Source organism: Leptothoe spongobia TAU-MAC 1115 (assembly GCF_018739885.1).
Lineage (GTDB): Bacteria > Cyanobacteriota > Cyanobacteriia > Phormidesmidales > Phormidesmidaceae > Leptothoe > Leptothoe spongobia.
On sequence record NZ_JADOES010000004.1, the window covers coordinates 120,146 to 137,017 of the forward strand.

At 44.0% G+C, this 16,872-nt stretch carries 13 protein-coding genes; 11 read left to right on the plus strand and 2 right to left on the minus strand.

Translation table 11 applies throughout. From position 1 onward, the window contains the following. The first annotated feature begins 319 nt into the window (after positions 1 to 319). From IXB50_RS03335 to IXB50_RS03350, 4 genes are all read left to right on the plus strand, one after another. Positions 320 to 736: a hypothetical protein gene (locus IXB50_RS03335; protein ID WP_215607518.1), complete on the plus strand. Its 417-nt coding sequence runs from the start codon at positions 320 to 322 to the stop codon at positions 734 to 736. 425 nt (positions 737 to 1,161) lie between these two features. Next, complete coding sequence (locus IXB50_RS03340) at positions 1,162 to 2,250, plus strand: calcium-binding protein (protein WP_215607519.1); 1,089 nt, start codon at positions 1,162 to 1,164, stop codon at positions 2,248 to 2,250. A gap of 518 nt (positions 2,251 to 2,768) precedes the next feature. Then, positions 2,769 to 3,125, plus strand: coding sequence for a hypothetical protein (locus IXB50_RS03345; protein ID WP_215607520.1), 357 nt, complete (start codon positions 2,769 to 2,771; stop codon positions 3,123 to 3,125). A 154-nt stretch (positions 3,126 to 3,279) separates the two neighbouring features. Beyond that, positions 3,280 to 4,554, plus strand: coding sequence for a glycosyltransferase family 4 protein (locus IXB50_RS03350; RefSeq protein WP_215607521.1), 1,275 nt, complete (start codon positions 3,280 to 3,282; stop codon positions 4,552 to 4,554). Between the two features lie 339 nt (positions 4,555 to 4,893). Here IXB50_RS03350 and IXB50_RS03355 read toward each other — a convergent pair whose 3' ends face one another. Next, the gene (locus IXB50_RS03355) at positions 4,894 to 5,118 is read right to left on the minus strand and encodes a hypothetical protein (protein ID WP_215607522.1); all 225 of its coding nucleotides are present in this window, start codon (positions 5,116 to 5,118) and stop codon (positions 4,894 to 4,896) included. A 7-nt stretch (positions 5,119 to 5,125) separates the two neighbouring features. Here IXB50_RS03355 and IXB50_RS03360 point away from each other — a divergent pair, with 7 nt between their 5' ends. Beyond that, positions 5,126 to 6,373, plus strand: a complete 1,248-nt coding sequence (locus IXB50_RS03360) for a calcium-binding protein (RefSeq protein WP_215607523.1) — start codon at positions 5,126 to 5,128, stop codon at positions 6,371 to 6,373. A gap of 179 nt (positions 6,374 to 6,552) precedes the next feature. Further along, positions 6,553 to 7,179 (plus strand): peptidylprolyl isomerase, encoded by a 627-nt coding sequence (locus tag IXB50_RS22585; RefSeq protein ID WP_215607524.1) that lies wholly within the window; start codon positions 6,553 to 6,555, stop codon positions 7,177 to 7,179. Positions 7,180 to 7,257: 78 nt separating this feature from the next. Here IXB50_RS22585 and IXB50_RS03370 read toward each other — a convergent pair whose 3' ends face one another. Beyond that, positions 7,258 to 8,553, minus strand: a complete 1,296-nt coding sequence (locus IXB50_RS03370) for a cupin domain-containing protein (protein ID WP_215607525.1) — start codon at positions 8,551 to 8,553, stop codon at positions 7,258 to 7,260. A gap of 540 nt (positions 8,554 to 9,093) precedes the next feature. Between IXB50_RS03370 and IXB50_RS03375 the strand changes: the two genes are divergently transcribed. The 5 genes from IXB50_RS03375 (at position 9,094) to IXB50_RS03395 (ending at position 16,848) form a co-directional block, all read left to right on the plus strand. Then, positions 9,094 to 9,309, plus strand: coding sequence for a hypothetical protein (locus IXB50_RS03375; protein ID WP_215607526.1), 216 nt, complete (start codon positions 9,094 to 9,096; stop codon positions 9,307 to 9,309). A gap of 161 nt (positions 9,310 to 9,470) precedes the next feature. After that, positions 9,471 to 10,376 (plus strand): ATP-grasp domain-containing protein, encoded by a 906-nt coding sequence (locus IXB50_RS03380; protein ID WP_215607527.1) that lies wholly within the window; start codon positions 9,471 to 9,473, stop codon positions 10,374 to 10,376. Between the two features lie 236 nt (positions 10,377 to 10,612). Next, positions 10,613 to 10,924 carry an IS1/IS1595 family N-terminal zinc-binding domain-containing protein gene (locus tag IXB50_RS03385; RefSeq protein WP_215607528.1) on the plus strand — a complete coding sequence of 104 codons (312 nt, stop codon included), beginning with the start codon at positions 10,613 to 10,615 and terminating at the stop codon, positions 10,922 to 10,924. Between the two features lie 1,225 nt (positions 10,925 to 12,149). After that, positions 12,150 to 15,347 carry an ABC transporter transmembrane domain-containing protein gene (locus IXB50_RS03390; RefSeq protein ID WP_215607529.1) on the plus strand — a complete coding sequence of 1,066 codons (3,198 nt, stop codon included), beginning with the start codon at positions 12,150 to 12,152 and terminating at the stop codon, positions 15,345 to 15,347. Between the two features lie 13 nt (positions 15,348 to 15,360). Next, positions 15,361 to 16,848, plus strand: a complete 1,488-nt coding sequence (locus tag IXB50_RS03395) for an HlyD family type I secretion periplasmic adaptor subunit (protein WP_215607530.1) — start codon at positions 15,361 to 15,363, stop codon at positions 16,846 to 16,848. Positions 16,849 to 16,872: the final 24 nt, after the last annotated feature.

Below are 16,872 nucleotides of genomic sequence, written 5' to 3' on the forward strand. Positions count from 1 at the left end.
GTTGTTGTTTTGGAGCGCTAAAAGGTATGCATCATTAATTAATTTGCAAGGCATTGGTCTGTCACGATGGCGCTTATAGCGATGTCGGTCAATAGGTTGTACTAGTAGATAGCTTTTGAATTAGATGGATGATTCATGACAGCTGTATTCAATTAAATTGAGTGGGTTGTTATTCCTAGGATGAATTTTAGGATTGTTTCGTTTCCTCGGTTTCTTGCCAAGAGCTAACTATCTCTGAATTGATGAATTCGAGTGGGTTCTTTAAAGAGGCTTTCGGAAGCCTCAAAGACTAAGGGCATGGGACTCAGAGACTGAAATTATGTTCTTCTTCTTTTTAATGCCAGAATGGCAACACATAGACAATCAAACTAACTATATTGATATTCAACAGCCCAATAAAGGTTGTTATTCAGATGGTTTACTCTACAAACATGGAGAAATAACAATGATCATTTCTGATCTTAACTACATGGAAACTGTTGCTACTGACGTTCAAGGCGCTGGTGGCGTTACCTTTAATAGCAACATTGACAAGGATGTGAACATTGATGTTGATGTTGACTTTGACATCGATAAGGATGTTGATGTTTTTGTTAATATCAAGGGCAACCTAGCTACTGCTGAAGCTTCCGCTGATGCTTTTGGCGACAACACATTAGCTGAGACTGAAGCGTTTGCTCAGACTAGCTATAACTTCTCTGAGGCATTCTCTTCTGCTACTGCTGCTACTTACTAATAGTATTGGTAGCTAGATGTCATCTTTAGTAGTTTAAGCCTTAGGGTTTTAACAGGTCGTCTAATAAAGCCGAAAGTTGTATAAACTTTCGGCTTTTTCGGGTTGTCCTACGATAACTGTTGTCCCTTGTTAGGATGCGTTGATAATAGATGGCTTTTATTAGTTGAGCATGATCAAAGGCCAACAGTTTTAGAAACAAAGTTTACAGATGATTTTTGAAGTTCATTAAACCGACAAAATTATCAACCTAATGTAAAGAGTTCATATGACTTCTCCGTCATCTGCCAATTTGGCAGAAATAAATTTGCGAAAACAAATAACCTCACGATGTTGGCAAAATGCGGTTTTGCTTCAGGTTTATCTAGTTATTGGCAAAATACGATTTTGTTCAGGTTTATCTAGTCAGTTTATTAAAGGGTTAATTCATGGCTTTTATTCGATTACGTTTGGGCGACGATCCGTTAGTTATTGGCACTAATCAGGATGATACTATCCTTGGCCTTCGGGGTAGAGATAGGAGCACTGGTCAGCCTCTCGAGCAGAACGAGACTCTTGTTGGTCTTGGTGGAGATGATTTTATCAGAGGGTACGGTGGGGACGACCTCATCTTTGGCGATGGCGATGGGGTTAGCAACGGTGCAGATAATCTTTTTGGTGGGGATGGCAATGACACGCTCTTTGGCGGTGATGGCAATGACTTCTTGGACGGGGACGATGGTGACGATGAACTCGATGGAGAAGACGGCAATGATACCCTGATTGGCGGTCGAGGAAACGACTTGCTTTCAGGGGGTGCTGGTGATGACTTTCTGAGTGCTGGTGATGGCAGTGACACTCTAGTCGGGGGAAGTGGCAATGACGATCTGATTGGCAGCCGAGGAAATGAAACCCTTGATGGCGGCAGTGATAATGATTTCATCTCTGGTAGCGACGGCAACGACCTACTTCTTGGCGGTGATGGAGATGATGAAATGACTGGCGGTCGTGATAACGACTTCCTCTTTGGTCAAGCAGGGAATGATACAGTCCTGGGATCTACTGGAGAGGATACCCTGTTCGGGGGCTCGAACAACGGTTCTCCCAGCGGTAATGATGAGCTCAATGGTGGCGAAGGCAACGATCTCATTTTCGGTGAAGATGGCAATGACAACTTAACCGGTGGCGTTGGAGTGGATACCCTGATTGGGGGAGCCGGTAATGATACCCTGGTTGGCGGGATAGGTGGCGAAGTTGACCTCCTTATAGGTGAGGGTGGAGCAGATACCTTCGTTTTAGGAGACGCAGATAATGTCTTCTATGTCGGTTTTGGCGACAACGACTTTACTCAGATCCAAGACTTTCAATTGAACGTAGATGTCATCCGACTTAATGCAGATGACTTAGGCGGGTACGGCTTTGCCAATGATGCAGGTGGCAATGGTTTGATTTCCTTCAATGGCGATCTTATCGTTAGATTTGTCGGAGTAGATATCGGATCTGTTTTGGGTGCACCTTCCTTTGAATTCGTTTCTTAATCATTCAAAGGCATTTAAGTAGGTGGCCAAAAGTCAATATCTCAAAAATCGCCAGATAGACATCTCAATGATCTAGATCTGTGTTTATGATGGCCACCTACTTAAATGCTGTGCCAGGATGTTTTCGGCCATAAACTTAAACCGGGAAATTTCCCCAACGGTAGAAGTCAGGAGCCAGGAGCCAGAATCCAGTTCTTTTCTGACTCCTGACTTCTGACTCCTGGATTCTTACCCAGCCTTGATTTCCCGGTTTAAGTTGAACGCCATGTCTTCTATTTAGGAATTACGACTTTTTCTAAGTAGAGAGATTTGAAGACTCTCTTTGAGTCAGTAATGGAGAGTGATGTAGCTCACTTTGTGAACGCAGGATTGAGCGTCTTTGTTGTCCTTTGAATGTACGGCTCTTAATTAGTGCTGGGTTTGGAATCCAACGTGGATTTAAGTCTCATAACCAGCATCGGTGCAAGAGCTTAGTTGTAGTCTGGAACTATTTTGAAACGAGCGACCAGGAGAGAATTATGAAAATCACAGATCTTGATTATGTAAGAGACATCGATACAGTCAGCAATGGTCCCAAGGGAAGTGGTGTCACGTTCACAGAAACTTATGCTATCACCCAGGTGGATAATGACTTTGCCTTTGCTGAGGCAGGTGCCTTTGCCTTTGGTGAAAATACATTTGCTGATACCAATACAGCGGTATACGCTAAAAAGAGTAAAAGTAAAACCAAGTTCCTGACTAAAACAACGTTTGAAGGCGCAGCATACGCGGAAGCAACTGCGATCGCTACGGATAGTGATGGGAGTAGTATCAAAACCTCTAAAAGCTATTCGAAAAAATCTCACAAGGGCTACTATATCAGTGCTGGGTTCTAGAGACTTGGTTGTTATCTGTTTTCGATCGTAATCAACCAAGCATTGATGGAAAGGTCCCCTAGAAGATAGAATTCTGTTCTAGCTCTTTTGCTATGGGCGTACAATATGGGTGTAATGCCGTGATGGGATAAAAAGCATCCTAACCGACCCATTTATGAAAACCCTCTTTATTCATCAGAATTTCCCAGGGCAGTATAAACATCTAGCACCTGCTATTGCCCAACAAGGACATCAAGTATTTGCCTTGGGAGAGTCAATAAATTTAGAGACCAAAGCAGATATTCCAGGTGTCCAGCAATTTGGTTACGATCCTCCAAAAAAGTTAGATAATCCTGAAACCCATGTATATCTACGATATTTTGAGGGCCAGGTGCGGCGAGGGCAACAAGTTGCCCGAGCACTACTAAAACTGAAACGCCATAACATCATTCCAGATCTTATTTTGGGTCATCCTGGGTGGGGAGAGATTCTTTATGTCAAAGATATCTATCCAACAGTTCCCCTCATTGGACTGTTTGAATTCTACTACCGTAACAAAGGACATGATGTTGGCTTTGATACTGAGTTTTCATTAAGATCAGATCTTGCTTTGGATCAGTCATGTAGTGTTCGTACAAAAAATATTAACAATTTGCTAGCATTGGAAGCTGCCGATGCAGGCATTTGTCCAACGACCTATCAAAAATCTGTCCAACCGCCAGAATTTCAGCACAAGCTATCTGTGATCCACGATGGCATTGATACAACTGTTGCTCAGCCTAATGCGAAGGTTGAGTTAGGCTTGGATAATGACCTTGGACCACTGACGCTGAATCAACAGCATGAAGTGATTACCTTTGTTAGTCGTAATCTTGAGCCCTATCGGGGATACCACATTTTCATGCGGGCATTGCCTCAACTGTTGCAGCAGAGGCCCAATGCTCATGTCATAATTGTCGGAGGAGATCATGTCAGTTATGGTTCATCTCCTCCCAACGGAAAAAGCTGGAAAACCATCTTTTTTGAGGAAGTCAAGGACGACCTCGACTTAGATCGCATTCATATATATGATAGGCTGCCCTACAAAAAGCTCATCAAGATATTACAGCTTTCAAGCGTTCATGTTTATCTGACCTATCCATTTGTTTTATCCTGGTCTATGCTGGACGCGATGAGTTGTGGTTGCTTGGTGGTCGCCTCTAAAACTCCGCCGGTAGAAGAAGTCATTCGTCATGGTGAGAATGGACTGCTAGTTGATTTTTTTAGCCCTGATGAAATTTGTAATTGTGTTAATCAGGTGCTTGAGCATCCCACCAGGATGCAACATATGCGAGCAAAGGCGCGCCAAACAGTGATTGATAAATATGACTTAAAGCGAGTTTGTTTACCAAAACATCTGGAACTCATTCAAAAGACGTTTCAGAAATTTCAAGATATTAAAAATTCATAGCGAGTTTAGTCGTATCTATCCTTCACAGGGGCTACTGCGCTAGCGCATGTCATACAGCTACAGATCTGGATTTATAGTTTCTGCCAATTTGGCAACAGTATAAAAGTAAATTTGTATACCATTTACAAAGGTTATCGTTAGGCTGCGATCGCATTTAGGTTTTCTGCAGCTAAGTGCGTAAAGAATGCACTTGTTCATTAACTATGGGAAATTCACTATGGACAGGTCTTATTTGACACTTATGTCATTGGAAAATTCTAATTCCGCCTCATCTTTAACGGGTGCTTCTAGTTCAGCTAGCCACTCTACAGCTTCGTCTGGCGCTTCTAGTTCAGCTAGTTATTCTGCAGCTTCGTCGAGCACGTCAGGTTCGAGCAGCACTGGCAGTGCTGCATCTTCGAGTAGCGCCAGTGGGTCAGGCCAGGGGACTGCTAGCAGCGCTACAGCTACTGCCAATGCAACCTCTAGCAATACTTCAACTAATATTCCCTCAAGCCCATCGACTCCTGATAACTCTACGCCTACCACCAGCGGCGGCAGCAGCAGTAGTAGTAGTAGTTCCACTGCGTTTGTGGATGAAACAGGCGCAGGTGGTAGTAGCACAGCGACTGCCACCTCCCCCTCTGGAGAGACGAGTAGTAGTTCACAAGAGGTGTTTGAGCCCGGTGCCACGTCTAGCCAAAGTAGCGGCAGCGCTACGGCTACGACCGATGGAGCCACGACCGAGACCGACGTCGCCGTCCCGGCAAACAATGCTGACCAGAGCTCTGAACCTAGTACAGATGCAGAGACCTCAGCAGATCATTCCAATCAACTTATCTTTCAGATTGGTAGCGAGCACAACGCAGTACTCACTAGCACGAGTTACCAAGACATCATGATTGGTAGTGAGGGCTCTAATACCTTTGAGTTATCCAATACGGGTAAGGCCTCCATTCAGGAGGCCGATGTTATTACTAACTTTGATATTAATAACGATTATCTGCAGTTATCAGATGGGTTAACAGAAGAAGATCTGGTATTCGAGAACGTTGATCTCAATCATGACGGAAATCACGAATCTACAGTTATTCGCTTAGGTGAGGCTGGTGATATCCTTGCCGTTGTTCTCAATACTGTCTTAACTGATACGACTGTTCTGATTAAGGCTACCTCTGATAACACTGACGATAATGGAATCGCGACATCAGTTGAGCCTGAAAGTCTTTCTAGTAGTCAAAGTGAATCTACAGCATGGGTGAACGATGATGGTGCCGGGAGTCGTGCTGCCGCCCAAGCAACGTCTCCTTCAGGCGAAACCAGTAGCATTGAAGCTGAGACGTTTGATCCTGATGGTAATTCAAGTCAAGCCCAAGCCACGGCCATCGCAACTCCAGAGGGTGCCAGCACCAGTGCATCAACGATTCCTTCGTCAGAAAATCCTATCGATTATCTGATCGGAACGGCTAGTGCAGATATCCTAATCAGTGATGGTGGACCAGATATCTTAATAGGAGGGAGTGGGCCAGACACATTTGTAGTAGAGAAGACTACGGCGTGTGCATCTGGATGTCCTAGCTTCATCACTGATTTTAATCTGGAAGAAGGGGATAGGATTCAGCTTGGTGCCGAATTTTTTTTTATGGATGATATTGTGCTGGAACCTCATGATCTCGACAGTGACGGCATCATGGAGAGTACCGCAATTCAGCTGGCAAGTGGTGGTATTTTAGCCATTGTCCTAAGCACCGTTGATCCTCTGGGGAATACTGTCTTATCAAAGGATGCAATTACTCCCTCCCTCCCCCCCAGTCAAACACCTGCAACTCTTGACTTCTAGTAGTTATGGGGATAGTCATTTTTATCCCTGTAAGAATCCTGATTCCAATGCTTTTTTTCTGAGTCTCAGACGTGATTAGTTTTGGCAACTTAAATTTAGAGTCAGACCAGCTTATTTCTTTCCTCAAGCAAGAATTGAGGGTTAAAGATTTGTGCAGGCAAATAATTTGCCGCCAAATTGTGAATGCAGCGGCTGAGGATAAAGGCATCATCCTCAGCGAGGATGACGTCCAGGAGAAAGCGGATCAAATGCGTCACCAGATGAAGCTTGAGAGTGCAAAAGATACTTTGCAATGGTTGGAAGATCAGTGCATTACCCCCGAAGATTGGGAAACTGGTGTGCGGGAGCGGCTATTACAAGAAAAGCTGGCCGAGCATTTATTTAAACAGGAAGTCCCAGCTTATTTCACTCAAAATAAACTCAACTATGAGAAGGTCGTGCTTTACCGGTTCATGGTCCCAGAGGAACCCCTGGCACAAGAGCTTTTTTACCAAATTACTGAAGCTGAAACCAGCTTCTATCAAGCGGCTCACCAGTATGATATGAATGAACCACGACGGCTGTGTTGTGGCTATGGGGGGACCGTGTTCCGCTGGGCTTTAATACCTGACTTAGCGGCTCAGATATTTGGCAGTCAACCTCAGGAAGTTTTAGGTCCTATCCAGTTTGAGGAGGGCTATGAGCTGATGATGGTTGAAGACTTCTTGGCAGCAGAGCTCACGGATGACGTTCATAAACGGATCTTAAACCAACTATTTCAGGAATGGTTGGACCGTGAGTTAACCTATCTTATGCATAAAGACTAAATCATAGCTAAGATTTTTGATTGGGGTGGGACTATTATTCCACCCCTTTTTGCTTGCTTTTAAGCAAACATCATCTGACTACGCCCTCGCCAGTAGTTCTACATCTATGTCCCTGTCCAAAACGGCCTCGTTGTTCTCCGCTAAGTCAACGGCGACCTCGATTTCAGTTTTAACTGGAGCTGCTGTGCTCGGAGTGTCTTCTATCAGGATACCTTCTTTGACTAAACCGGCCAGCAATGGCAAGACCATGGTTTCGAGATCACAGTCAGATAGCTGTTGGGCTACGTCTCTAATGGTAAATGATTCTTGACTAAACACGTTTTTGATCAGAGTATCTATCACGCTGGGTGGTAGATCTTTGAACTTCATTGTCTTTTGTGGAGTAACTATCAAATACGTTCCTTCGTCAAGAGACTCTACCTGGATAGGTTGATACTTACGTTGTCTTAAACGTGTATCCAGCTCCTGCTCAAAAATATTAAAGCCAGCCTGGCTAGGCAAGGATATTTCTGGGACAAGGGTCATTGTCATTAATTGAGAAGTTGCGAAGTCATGGGCAAGCTCTGTTTTTTCACGCTCCCATGCAATCGATAAATCATCAAATATCTGTTGAACATGCGCTTCAAGTAGATGGGTTTGACCGTGGGGCATCAAGGGTAAATTTTGGCGCAAGCCTTCGTCTGACTGTAGTTCAGCTTGTAACTTTTTGAATAGCCAGGTCAGAGCATCTCGCCCCGTAAAGCAACGGATTCCTAACGTAACGTGTAGGGATGGTTGTTCTCTAGCAATAGCACAGTGCCAGTGCCCACGGGGTATGTAAAGCAGATCACCTGGATTGAGGACGTGGTGTATATAAGGTTCACCGTTGGGTGGGGTGTAATTATCTGAATTCTCTTCTCTAAAAGGATATTTGTGAGTATCTTCAAATACAAACCATTCCTTTTGGCCCTCAATTTGCATCACAAGTACTTCGTGGGCATCAAAGTGCTTGTGGAATCCTTGCTGGGACGGCCAGGAGCAATAAATATTGGCATGCACAGCACTATGGCCCATTTCTTGTTGAATCGCCCAGACCAAATCTGTGAGTTCTGGAATCCGATTATCAACATGGCTAAGGACTAAACTTGCGCCTGTCTGGCACTGTGTGATCCAATGTTTTGGATCACAGGTGGGTAGAACTTTGCCATTCAGAACAAAGCGGGGCTCAAGCTGGTGGAAGTTTAATAAGTGATTGAGATGTTTCCAGGAAAATAGATGCTGAAATTTATCAGAGCATTCACCAGGGATGATAATTCCCTGCTGGGCCCAGTTTTCGGATAAAAACTTTTCTAGGGAGTAAGGCCGTAAGATTGAGGTTAGGGTTGATTGCATCATTAAAGGCAATAAGTAATGAATTAGAAGCGGAAACAACCTGGGCTTGATCGCATACCCCTGAAAGGGATGATGCCAGTAACGGTCTATGGTGTTCTCAAGTGATCAAACAGCCTTGTCTCACAAGAAGTCTGTTCAATTTATAGGTACCTTTTATTCAATCCCATCTTTAAGGGGCTTTGTTGCCGATTTGGCAGATTGGGTGACTGTATCGACAGACTGCATTGCCGATGTCAATCTTAAAGTGCTGAGAATTTCAATTGATAGTAAAGTGAGAACTGAAATCGATCAGGCCTGCACCTAGACGATATTCACAGTGGGTTCTGGCCCGTTATTTTCTGCAGGATGTCTCTTTATTATCAGACTTGCGTCCCGGACCGACTGGCCCTGCCCAACTTCGCTAGAGTATTTTGCTGTTTAATTCGAGGTTGTTCAATCTAATCCTGTACAAAAGAACTGACCTAAGTTTTTGCCAGTTTGGCAACCTTCTATCCCAGGAACTTCATAGACTCTTCATATCATTGCTAATGACATGAAAAGTCTATGAATAAAACGCATCCATTTGAGTTGGCGTCTTCAGAGTTACATCTGCTCAATTTAGACTTGATTAAGTGCTTAACGCTTGTGGCATCGGGCATGGTCGCCAAAAGCCTTGTGATCGAAGCGTTCTCAACCTTCAATTTAGAAAATAATCTTGACCATGCCGATCTTCAATGTGATGCAGTGCACAAAATCAATACTCAAATAAAAACGCAGTAGCCATCTTTTTGAGATTCAAAAGCTTTGAATAACGCGGCAGATTATCTGAGTGTGGATATGTGGAAACCTTGGTGGGGCAAACGTTAGCTGTGAGGAATTATTAGGCAAGGTCTGCCTCTTCAGCCTTGTCACCTGAGTTATTACCTTCCCTCAGACTACCTATGAATATTCTGATATTAGGTGACGGTTCAGACGAAGATGCTGCCTATCTTAAGCACAAACTTGAAAATGCCGGAGCCCTTGTCGACTACTGGGATAGTCAGTTGTTTCCTGTGCACCTACAACTAACATGGCAACCCCACACCCATGACGGCTGTTTGCAGTTACCCACGGGCAAAATAATTCACCTCAACAAAGTTCACAGTATTTTCTGGCGAACTTTGTATCCCGTAGATGTGCCCTCACTTCCAGATTCCCACCAGTATCAAGTAGCGGTGACTGACTCTACCAGTATATTGCGCTCTTTGATTCGAGGCTGTTCGGCCCATTGGGTTAATTCATGGGAAGCCTATCAGTTTCATCAAGAGAAGCCCTTACAGCTCTCTACTGTTCAAGCCCTGGGGGTGACTATTCCAAAAACCTTGGTAAGCAACAATGCTGACCATATTCAAGAATTTGCAGCCGCTGTTCCACAACTTATCTTTAAACCAGTCTATCGCGGTGCTCATGCCAAATTATTGCAAAGTTCTCATCTTAAGCAAGAACGATTGCATCAGGTTCTCCGACTGTCCCCTGTTACCTTGCAAGAATATATACCCGGAACTAATATTCGATGCTATGTGATTGGCCAACAAGTTTATGCTGCGGAGATTCGTAGTTCTTACCTGGACTTTCGAGAGGACAGACAAGCGCGATTAATTCCAGCTATCTTGCCAGAAGCGGTTCAAACAACTTGCCTCAAAGTTTCCCAAGCTTTATTTCTAGAGTGGACAGCGATTGATTGGCGTTTGTCACCCCAGGGGGAATTCATTTTTCTAAAGGCTGACCCTAGTCCAATGTTTAAGTATTTTGAACAAGTAACTGGTTTTCCTCTTGCTGAAAAATTAGTTCAGCTGCTGCTGAACTAATCGTAAGGTGTTTCTACGCTACATATACAAGTGTCAGCCGCGTGGGAACAGTTCTTTTGCTGGTGCGGGTCATTTCTCTAAAAAAAAATACTTCTCTACTAAAAATACACAGAATTTTTAGTAGAGAAGTATTAAAACGATTCATAATAAAGAACCATATATTTATCCTGTTTTGCATATATCTGCTGCATGATGCATATATGTAAATGTGTAGCTCGCTTCTGCCCTAAGTAGTGATGTTAGCTCCCTTACCTAATTGCCCTGGCTGTGGTTCAACCTGTGTTGTCAAAAATGGCAAGAGTCATAATGGCAAGCAGAACCATAAATGTCGTAACTGCGGACGACAATTCGTCGCTGAGCCAACCAACACTTTTGTTTCTGATGAGACGAAGGTACTCGTTGACAAGCTTTTGTCTGAAGCAATCCCTGTAGCCAGTATTTCTCGAATTACAGGTGTGTCAGAGACCTGGCTGTATAACTATCTTAAATCTAAACTGAGGTCCCATCATCCCCTGATTGAAGATAAACAGCACGATGAAGCGTCTTGATCATTGGCGATCAGAGCTAAATTTCTAGGTGGAGATTTAGAGCTGATATTTGAAGGGGGAAGGGTATTACCCCTCCCCCTTCACCTTTTTCAGTAGGTTTGTTTTGACAAACACAATGGGAATGCAGTTCTCATTGATTAGAGTAGTCTCTAACGGTTACTACATCATATATATAGTAACCATTGGGTTCATACTGACGATCCTGATGTTTTATTTGAATATTTTATAACTACACTTCTCCGTGTGATCCTGGATAGGTTTAGGGCTCAAAAGCATCCTTACTTGTTTAGAAGATTTCCTGCTGAAACTAAAATTATGGATTGCGATCGCAAAATAGAAACCACTGATCACACTCTAACAGAAGGATTCTTGGCGATTTTCAATATCATTACCAATGGTTTTTTCAGGTAAGGATTCTACCAAAAAAAAATACTCAAAATGATTTTTTTTGCCAGGTATTCGCATGTAACGGATTTATAAACAGCTTTGCAGTATGTAAGATTCGATCGTATAACTAAAGATGTTTGAAAGTACACGCGAAGTATTGAGATCCAGCGATATTTTCCAATGTAGTAAGTTATCCTTAGTATCGGAATTCTGGGAAAGGCTTCTAACGTACTTAAGTTTTTTAATTTAAATTGAGATTTCCCTCTAAATATAAGAGGGAGTTTTTACTAGCCCCCTTTAAAACTTTGAACAATGCTCTTACCTTTTAGAACAGCAAAAAATAAAAAAGGCTACAAAAGAGATAGATCTACTTTTTCAAGGCGAAGGCTAGCTTAAGTGTCGAAAAAGATGAAGGCTTAGGCGATTTAGCAGACGTTAATCTCAGCTGTCTGAGCTGGTGTTGCTCTAGCCAATGATCTAGAAGTTGCAAGATTAGCGCTTGTGATGTTGTGCCGACGACAGACATCCACACAGATTTTGCCTAGTATTACTTCTAACTAGCCCCTTGATTGCAAGCTGCAATATCAATCGGGGTACTAAGCGTTTCTGTCCTTGAAAAGGATTTTCCTTCGCCTAGAATCTGTTAAGTAATGCAGAGCAAGTTAGTTCCTGTTTCGTTAAAAATATTGTTGTCCAAACGCTTCAATAGGGTAATTTTTTAACCTGTTAGACCTGTAAGCATTGGATTTCTATTGTTCCAATCTGTATGGCTGCGCTTAAATAAGTTAGTCTTCTTCTACAAAAGTCAGTACTGCTACTTTACGAGACTTAGGTGGTTATGAATGAAGGACTCAAGGTGCTGAATGGTCAATCTTTAAAAAAATCCGATAGCTTACAGACCGATATATCCAAATTACTCTGGTATCGGATTCCAGCTAATTTAGATTCGACCGTTTTCTCTACTCTTATCTCTAATGCCAATTTTATAGATTATCGATTGGGTGATGAGATTATCAATACATTACCGGCTAACTCGTCTGATTTCTGTAATCAAATTGGCAATTCAGGCGATATCTCAAGCCTATATTTTGTCTGCCAGGGTCAGGTCAGATTGCTTTGTTTTCTGTCTGGGCAAGTCCGCCCAATAACTGCGCAGTTAGTCTCCGCAGGAGAGACATTTGGTGCAGATAATTACTTTATCAACAACAGCTCGGCCTATCGTGCAGTTGCTGCCAGCGATGTCCAAGTTGCTCAGATTCCTCTATCTGCGCTTGATACCTTGTTGGAAACTTGCCCTCCCCTAAGACAGCAGTGGACCAAAGAAGCTCAGCAGCGAGAGCGGCTTATCTTTTTTAGAACGATGACTTCACTGAGGTCTATCCCTGCTCATCAGTTGCGAGCTTGGGTCCCTTATCTTGAGGAAACGTGGGTCGAAGCCGGAACTCATCTTTACTTTTGTCAGGAGATGTTCTCCTCGGAAGCAGGGCGATTTTGGCTAAAGCAAGGTGAAATTGAAACTCAGCAGGGCTCAAGTCAGCTTGTGGAGATCGGTACCAGTTGGGGTTACCCTGGCGAAACCCCTGCTGATTGGGCTGCCCGTACAAGTTTACAAGTTTACTGTTTGCCAAAGAGTGCCTGGGAAATTTCGAAAACGTTACTACCGGAGTTGGAAACTAATTTCTCCCGTGAGTATCTGCCTGCGCCAGACAAGGTCTCACCCAATGGTAATGGGCATGCACCTTTCTCTGACTCTAAAACCAAAGATCGACCAGCTCAGGTACCAAAAACAGAGTTGTTGACATCGGAGCTGGCCAGTTCGCCTGACGATCAGTCCCAAACTCGGGTCATTATTTTACCTAAACCAGTCAAACGTCTTTTACTTGACTGGGTGCACCATTATCCATGGATAGAGCAACAGAGTTCTTCTGATTGTGGGGCAGCTTGTTTGTCAATGCTCGCTCGTTACTGGGGGAAGCGATTTCCAATGCATGCTCTGCGAGAGCGCGCCAATGTAGGTGTTTCAGGGGCTTCGCTTAAAGGATTGGCAACCGCTGCCGAAAGTTTGGGTTTCCACGCTCGACCAGTCAGGGCTAGTTTTGGCCGTATGGTTGATCAAAAAAATCCCTGGATTGCTCATTGGGAGGGCAATCACTTTGTCGTGGTGTATGCAACTCAAACTGCTCAGGTCACGATTGCCGATCCGGCCATGGGTGTGAGAACAGTTTCTAGCCAGGAGTTTTCACATCGATGGACCGGCTATGCTCTTTTAGTAGAGCCGACTGATCGTTTACGCGAGACAGACATAAAGCAGAAAACCTCGCTTTGGCGATACTTTCATGCGCTAATACCCTACCGATCGCTGATTTTTCAAATCATCGTGGTCTCTTTTTTGATTCAGGTCTTTGGCTTATTCTCGCCCCTATTTACTCAGATCATCATGGATCAGGTGGTGGTGCAGAAAAGTGTTAGTACCCTGAATATGGTTGCTATAGGCATGCTTCTGTTTGGCCTATGGAAAATTTGCATGTCATCGGCCCGCTCATACCTACTCGGCTATTTTTCAAACCGCCTAAACTTGACGCTGATAACCGGCTTTATCAGTCATACTGTGAGCCTGCCACTAAACTTTTTCGAGTCAAGACGGGTTGGCGATATTCTTACTCGGGTCCAAGAAAACTCTAAAATCACTCGATTCCTAATTGGTCAGATAGTATTAGCCTGGCTCAATTTACTGACGGGTGTGGTCTATCTCGGACTGATGCTCTATTACAACTGGCAACTAACGTTGCTTGTATTGGGATTAATTCCACCCATAGTCATCCTAACATTGGGATCAACCCCTTTTCTTCGGAAGATTTCTAGAGAGATTTTCAAAGAGGCTGCCGACCAAAACTCTTCTCTAGTGGAAATGATCAATGGCATCGCCACGGTTAAGTCAACAGCCACTGAGCGAGAGGTGCGGTGGCTGTGGGAAGATCGAGCAACTAGACTGACCAACGTCTCCTTTAAGGGGCGAAAGTTTTCGATTGGCCTAGGAGCCTTAAATGGTTTGATCAACTCTATTGGTGGAGTGGTTTTACTTTGGGCAGGGGCCTATATGGTGATCCAAGATCAGTTAACCATTGGTCAATTAGTGGCCTTTAATATGATGATTGGCCATGTCATCAGCCCGGTCCTGGCGATGGCCAACTTGTGGGATGAACTGCAGGAAGTTTTAATTTCCGTAGAGCGTTTAAATGACGTATTTGAGACGGCTCCCGAAGAGTCCCCTCAGCATCCCCTATTACTGCTTTCAGCCATTCAGGGAGCCGTAACATTTGAAGATGTTACATTCAACTACAACACAGATGAAGAGAGAAACACTCTGCAAAATTTAGACTTTCATACAGAGGCTGGTCAGACTATTGCCATTGTTGGTCGCAGTGGTTCGGGTAAGTCTACGTTAGTTAAACTTTTGGAAGGTCTTTATCATCCAAACAGAGGTCGGGTACTGGTTGATGGCCACGATATTAGCCATATATCCCCCCAATCTTTGCGGACTCAACTAGGGGTGGTTCCCCAGGAATGTTTTTTATTTTCGGGCACGATTTTAGAAAATATTACCCTGTTTCGCAATGAGTTTACCCTAGAGCAGGCCGTTGCAGCAGCTAAACTGGCTGAAGCCCATGCCTTTATTCAATCCATGGCTTTGGGCTACTACACTAAGGTGGGTGAACAGGGCTCAACCCTATCGGGGGGGCAGCGTCAACGAATTGCCATTGCTAGAGCTTTATTAGGTGAGCCCCGGATTTTAATCCTGGACGAAGCGACAAGCTCTCTAGATACAGAATCTGAGCGTCGATTTCAACAAAATCTGACGCAAATAAGTCGAGATCGTACCACCTTTATTATTGCTCACCGACTTTCTACTGTTCGTAATGCTGACCGTATCTTGGTTTTAGATCACGGTGTACTTGTAGAACAGGGAACTCACGCAGAGTTAATGGCGGCTGAAGGTTTGTATCATCATCTCGCACAGCAACAACTTGACCTGTAGATGGAGCAAAAAAATGTTAGAGCAATCAAATACAACTCAATTATCTGATAAAAAATCCTCTAATCAAACCCAGTCTACAGCCCTGTTGCATGAATGGCAGGCTTCAGCTGAAAAATCTCAAATCAAGCCAGCCAGTGATCAAATCACTGGTAACCACAACAAGTATACATCCCAAGAGATTCAGCCAGTTTCCGCCAGGAATGCAACAGTTCCCGCTACGGCCCCAGACACCTCTAACTGGAGCGATGCCCTCCAAACAACGCTGGATCATCCGCCTGCCGCCTTGCCCAGATATATGATCCTGGTTGGTTTTCTTTTTGCCTGTATGTTTGGCACTTGGGCTTGGTTTGGGACGATGCAGGAGGTCAGCCAAGCCCAAGGGCAGTTGCTCCCAGAAGGAGATACCTATAAAATCCAGCCAATTGTCACTGGTGAAATTTCTAAGATTTGGGTGAAAGAAGGAGACACGATTCAATCAGGACAGGTCGCCATAGAACTCGACACTGAGGTCTTAGAATCAGAGGTTGAGCGCTTATCTCAAAGTCTCAAAGCCTTAACCACTCAGCTTCAAAAAACCCAAGTACTGATTGCCCAAACACAGTATGAAGCGGCAGCCCAGCAGACTATTGCAGATGCTGAAATTCAGACTCAAGAAGCAGCCATCATTGAATCTCAAGCTAATATTAGCACCAACCAAGATTTAGTCTTTCAGCTGACCACCGATCTTGAGGCAAATCAGGTCCGATTAGAGCGACTGGGATCTCTTCTCGATGAAGGGGCAATTTCGAAAGAATATTTGTTTGATGTAGAACAAACATTGAGAGATCGCCACCGAGCCATGACTGAACGTCAGGGACAAGTGCAGCAAGCCCTGGCTCAATCAGAGCAGCTGAATGCCCAGCTAGATCTAAGACGGGCTGAGGCTACGAAACGTGAACTTGAAGCTCAAGAAAAATTGAAAAGATTGCAAATTGAAGCTGATGACCTAGAGGCAAAACTGGCTGAGACTAATACGCTTTTAAAGGCCGCCCAAACCAACTTAGACCAAATGTTCCTGTATGCTCCAGTCAACGGAACAGTGGCATCGGTTAATATTAGTAATATTGGTGAAATCATCCAGCCTGGACAGACAATTATCGAAATAGCACCAGCAGAAACGCCTTTAGTACTATCTGCACTGATACCCAATAGAGAAGTGGGACTGGTTGAGACAGGAATGCCGGTCCAAATGAAGTTTGACGCATTTCCATATCAGCAGTATGGCATTGTCTCAGGTAAGGTTACATCCATTTCACCAGACTCGAAACTAGATGAGACGATGGGAGCTGTCTATGAAGTGGAGATTGCGTTGAATCGCGATCATGTCATCCATGAAAAGAAAGTAATCCCCCTCAAAGCCGGGCAAACAGCCAGTGCAGAAATTGTCATTCGAAAACGTCGCGTTATCGATTTTCTACTTGATCCTATTCGGCAACTGAAAGAAGGCAGCCTCAATGTTTAATGAGCTTTTCAAAAAGTTGAAGCT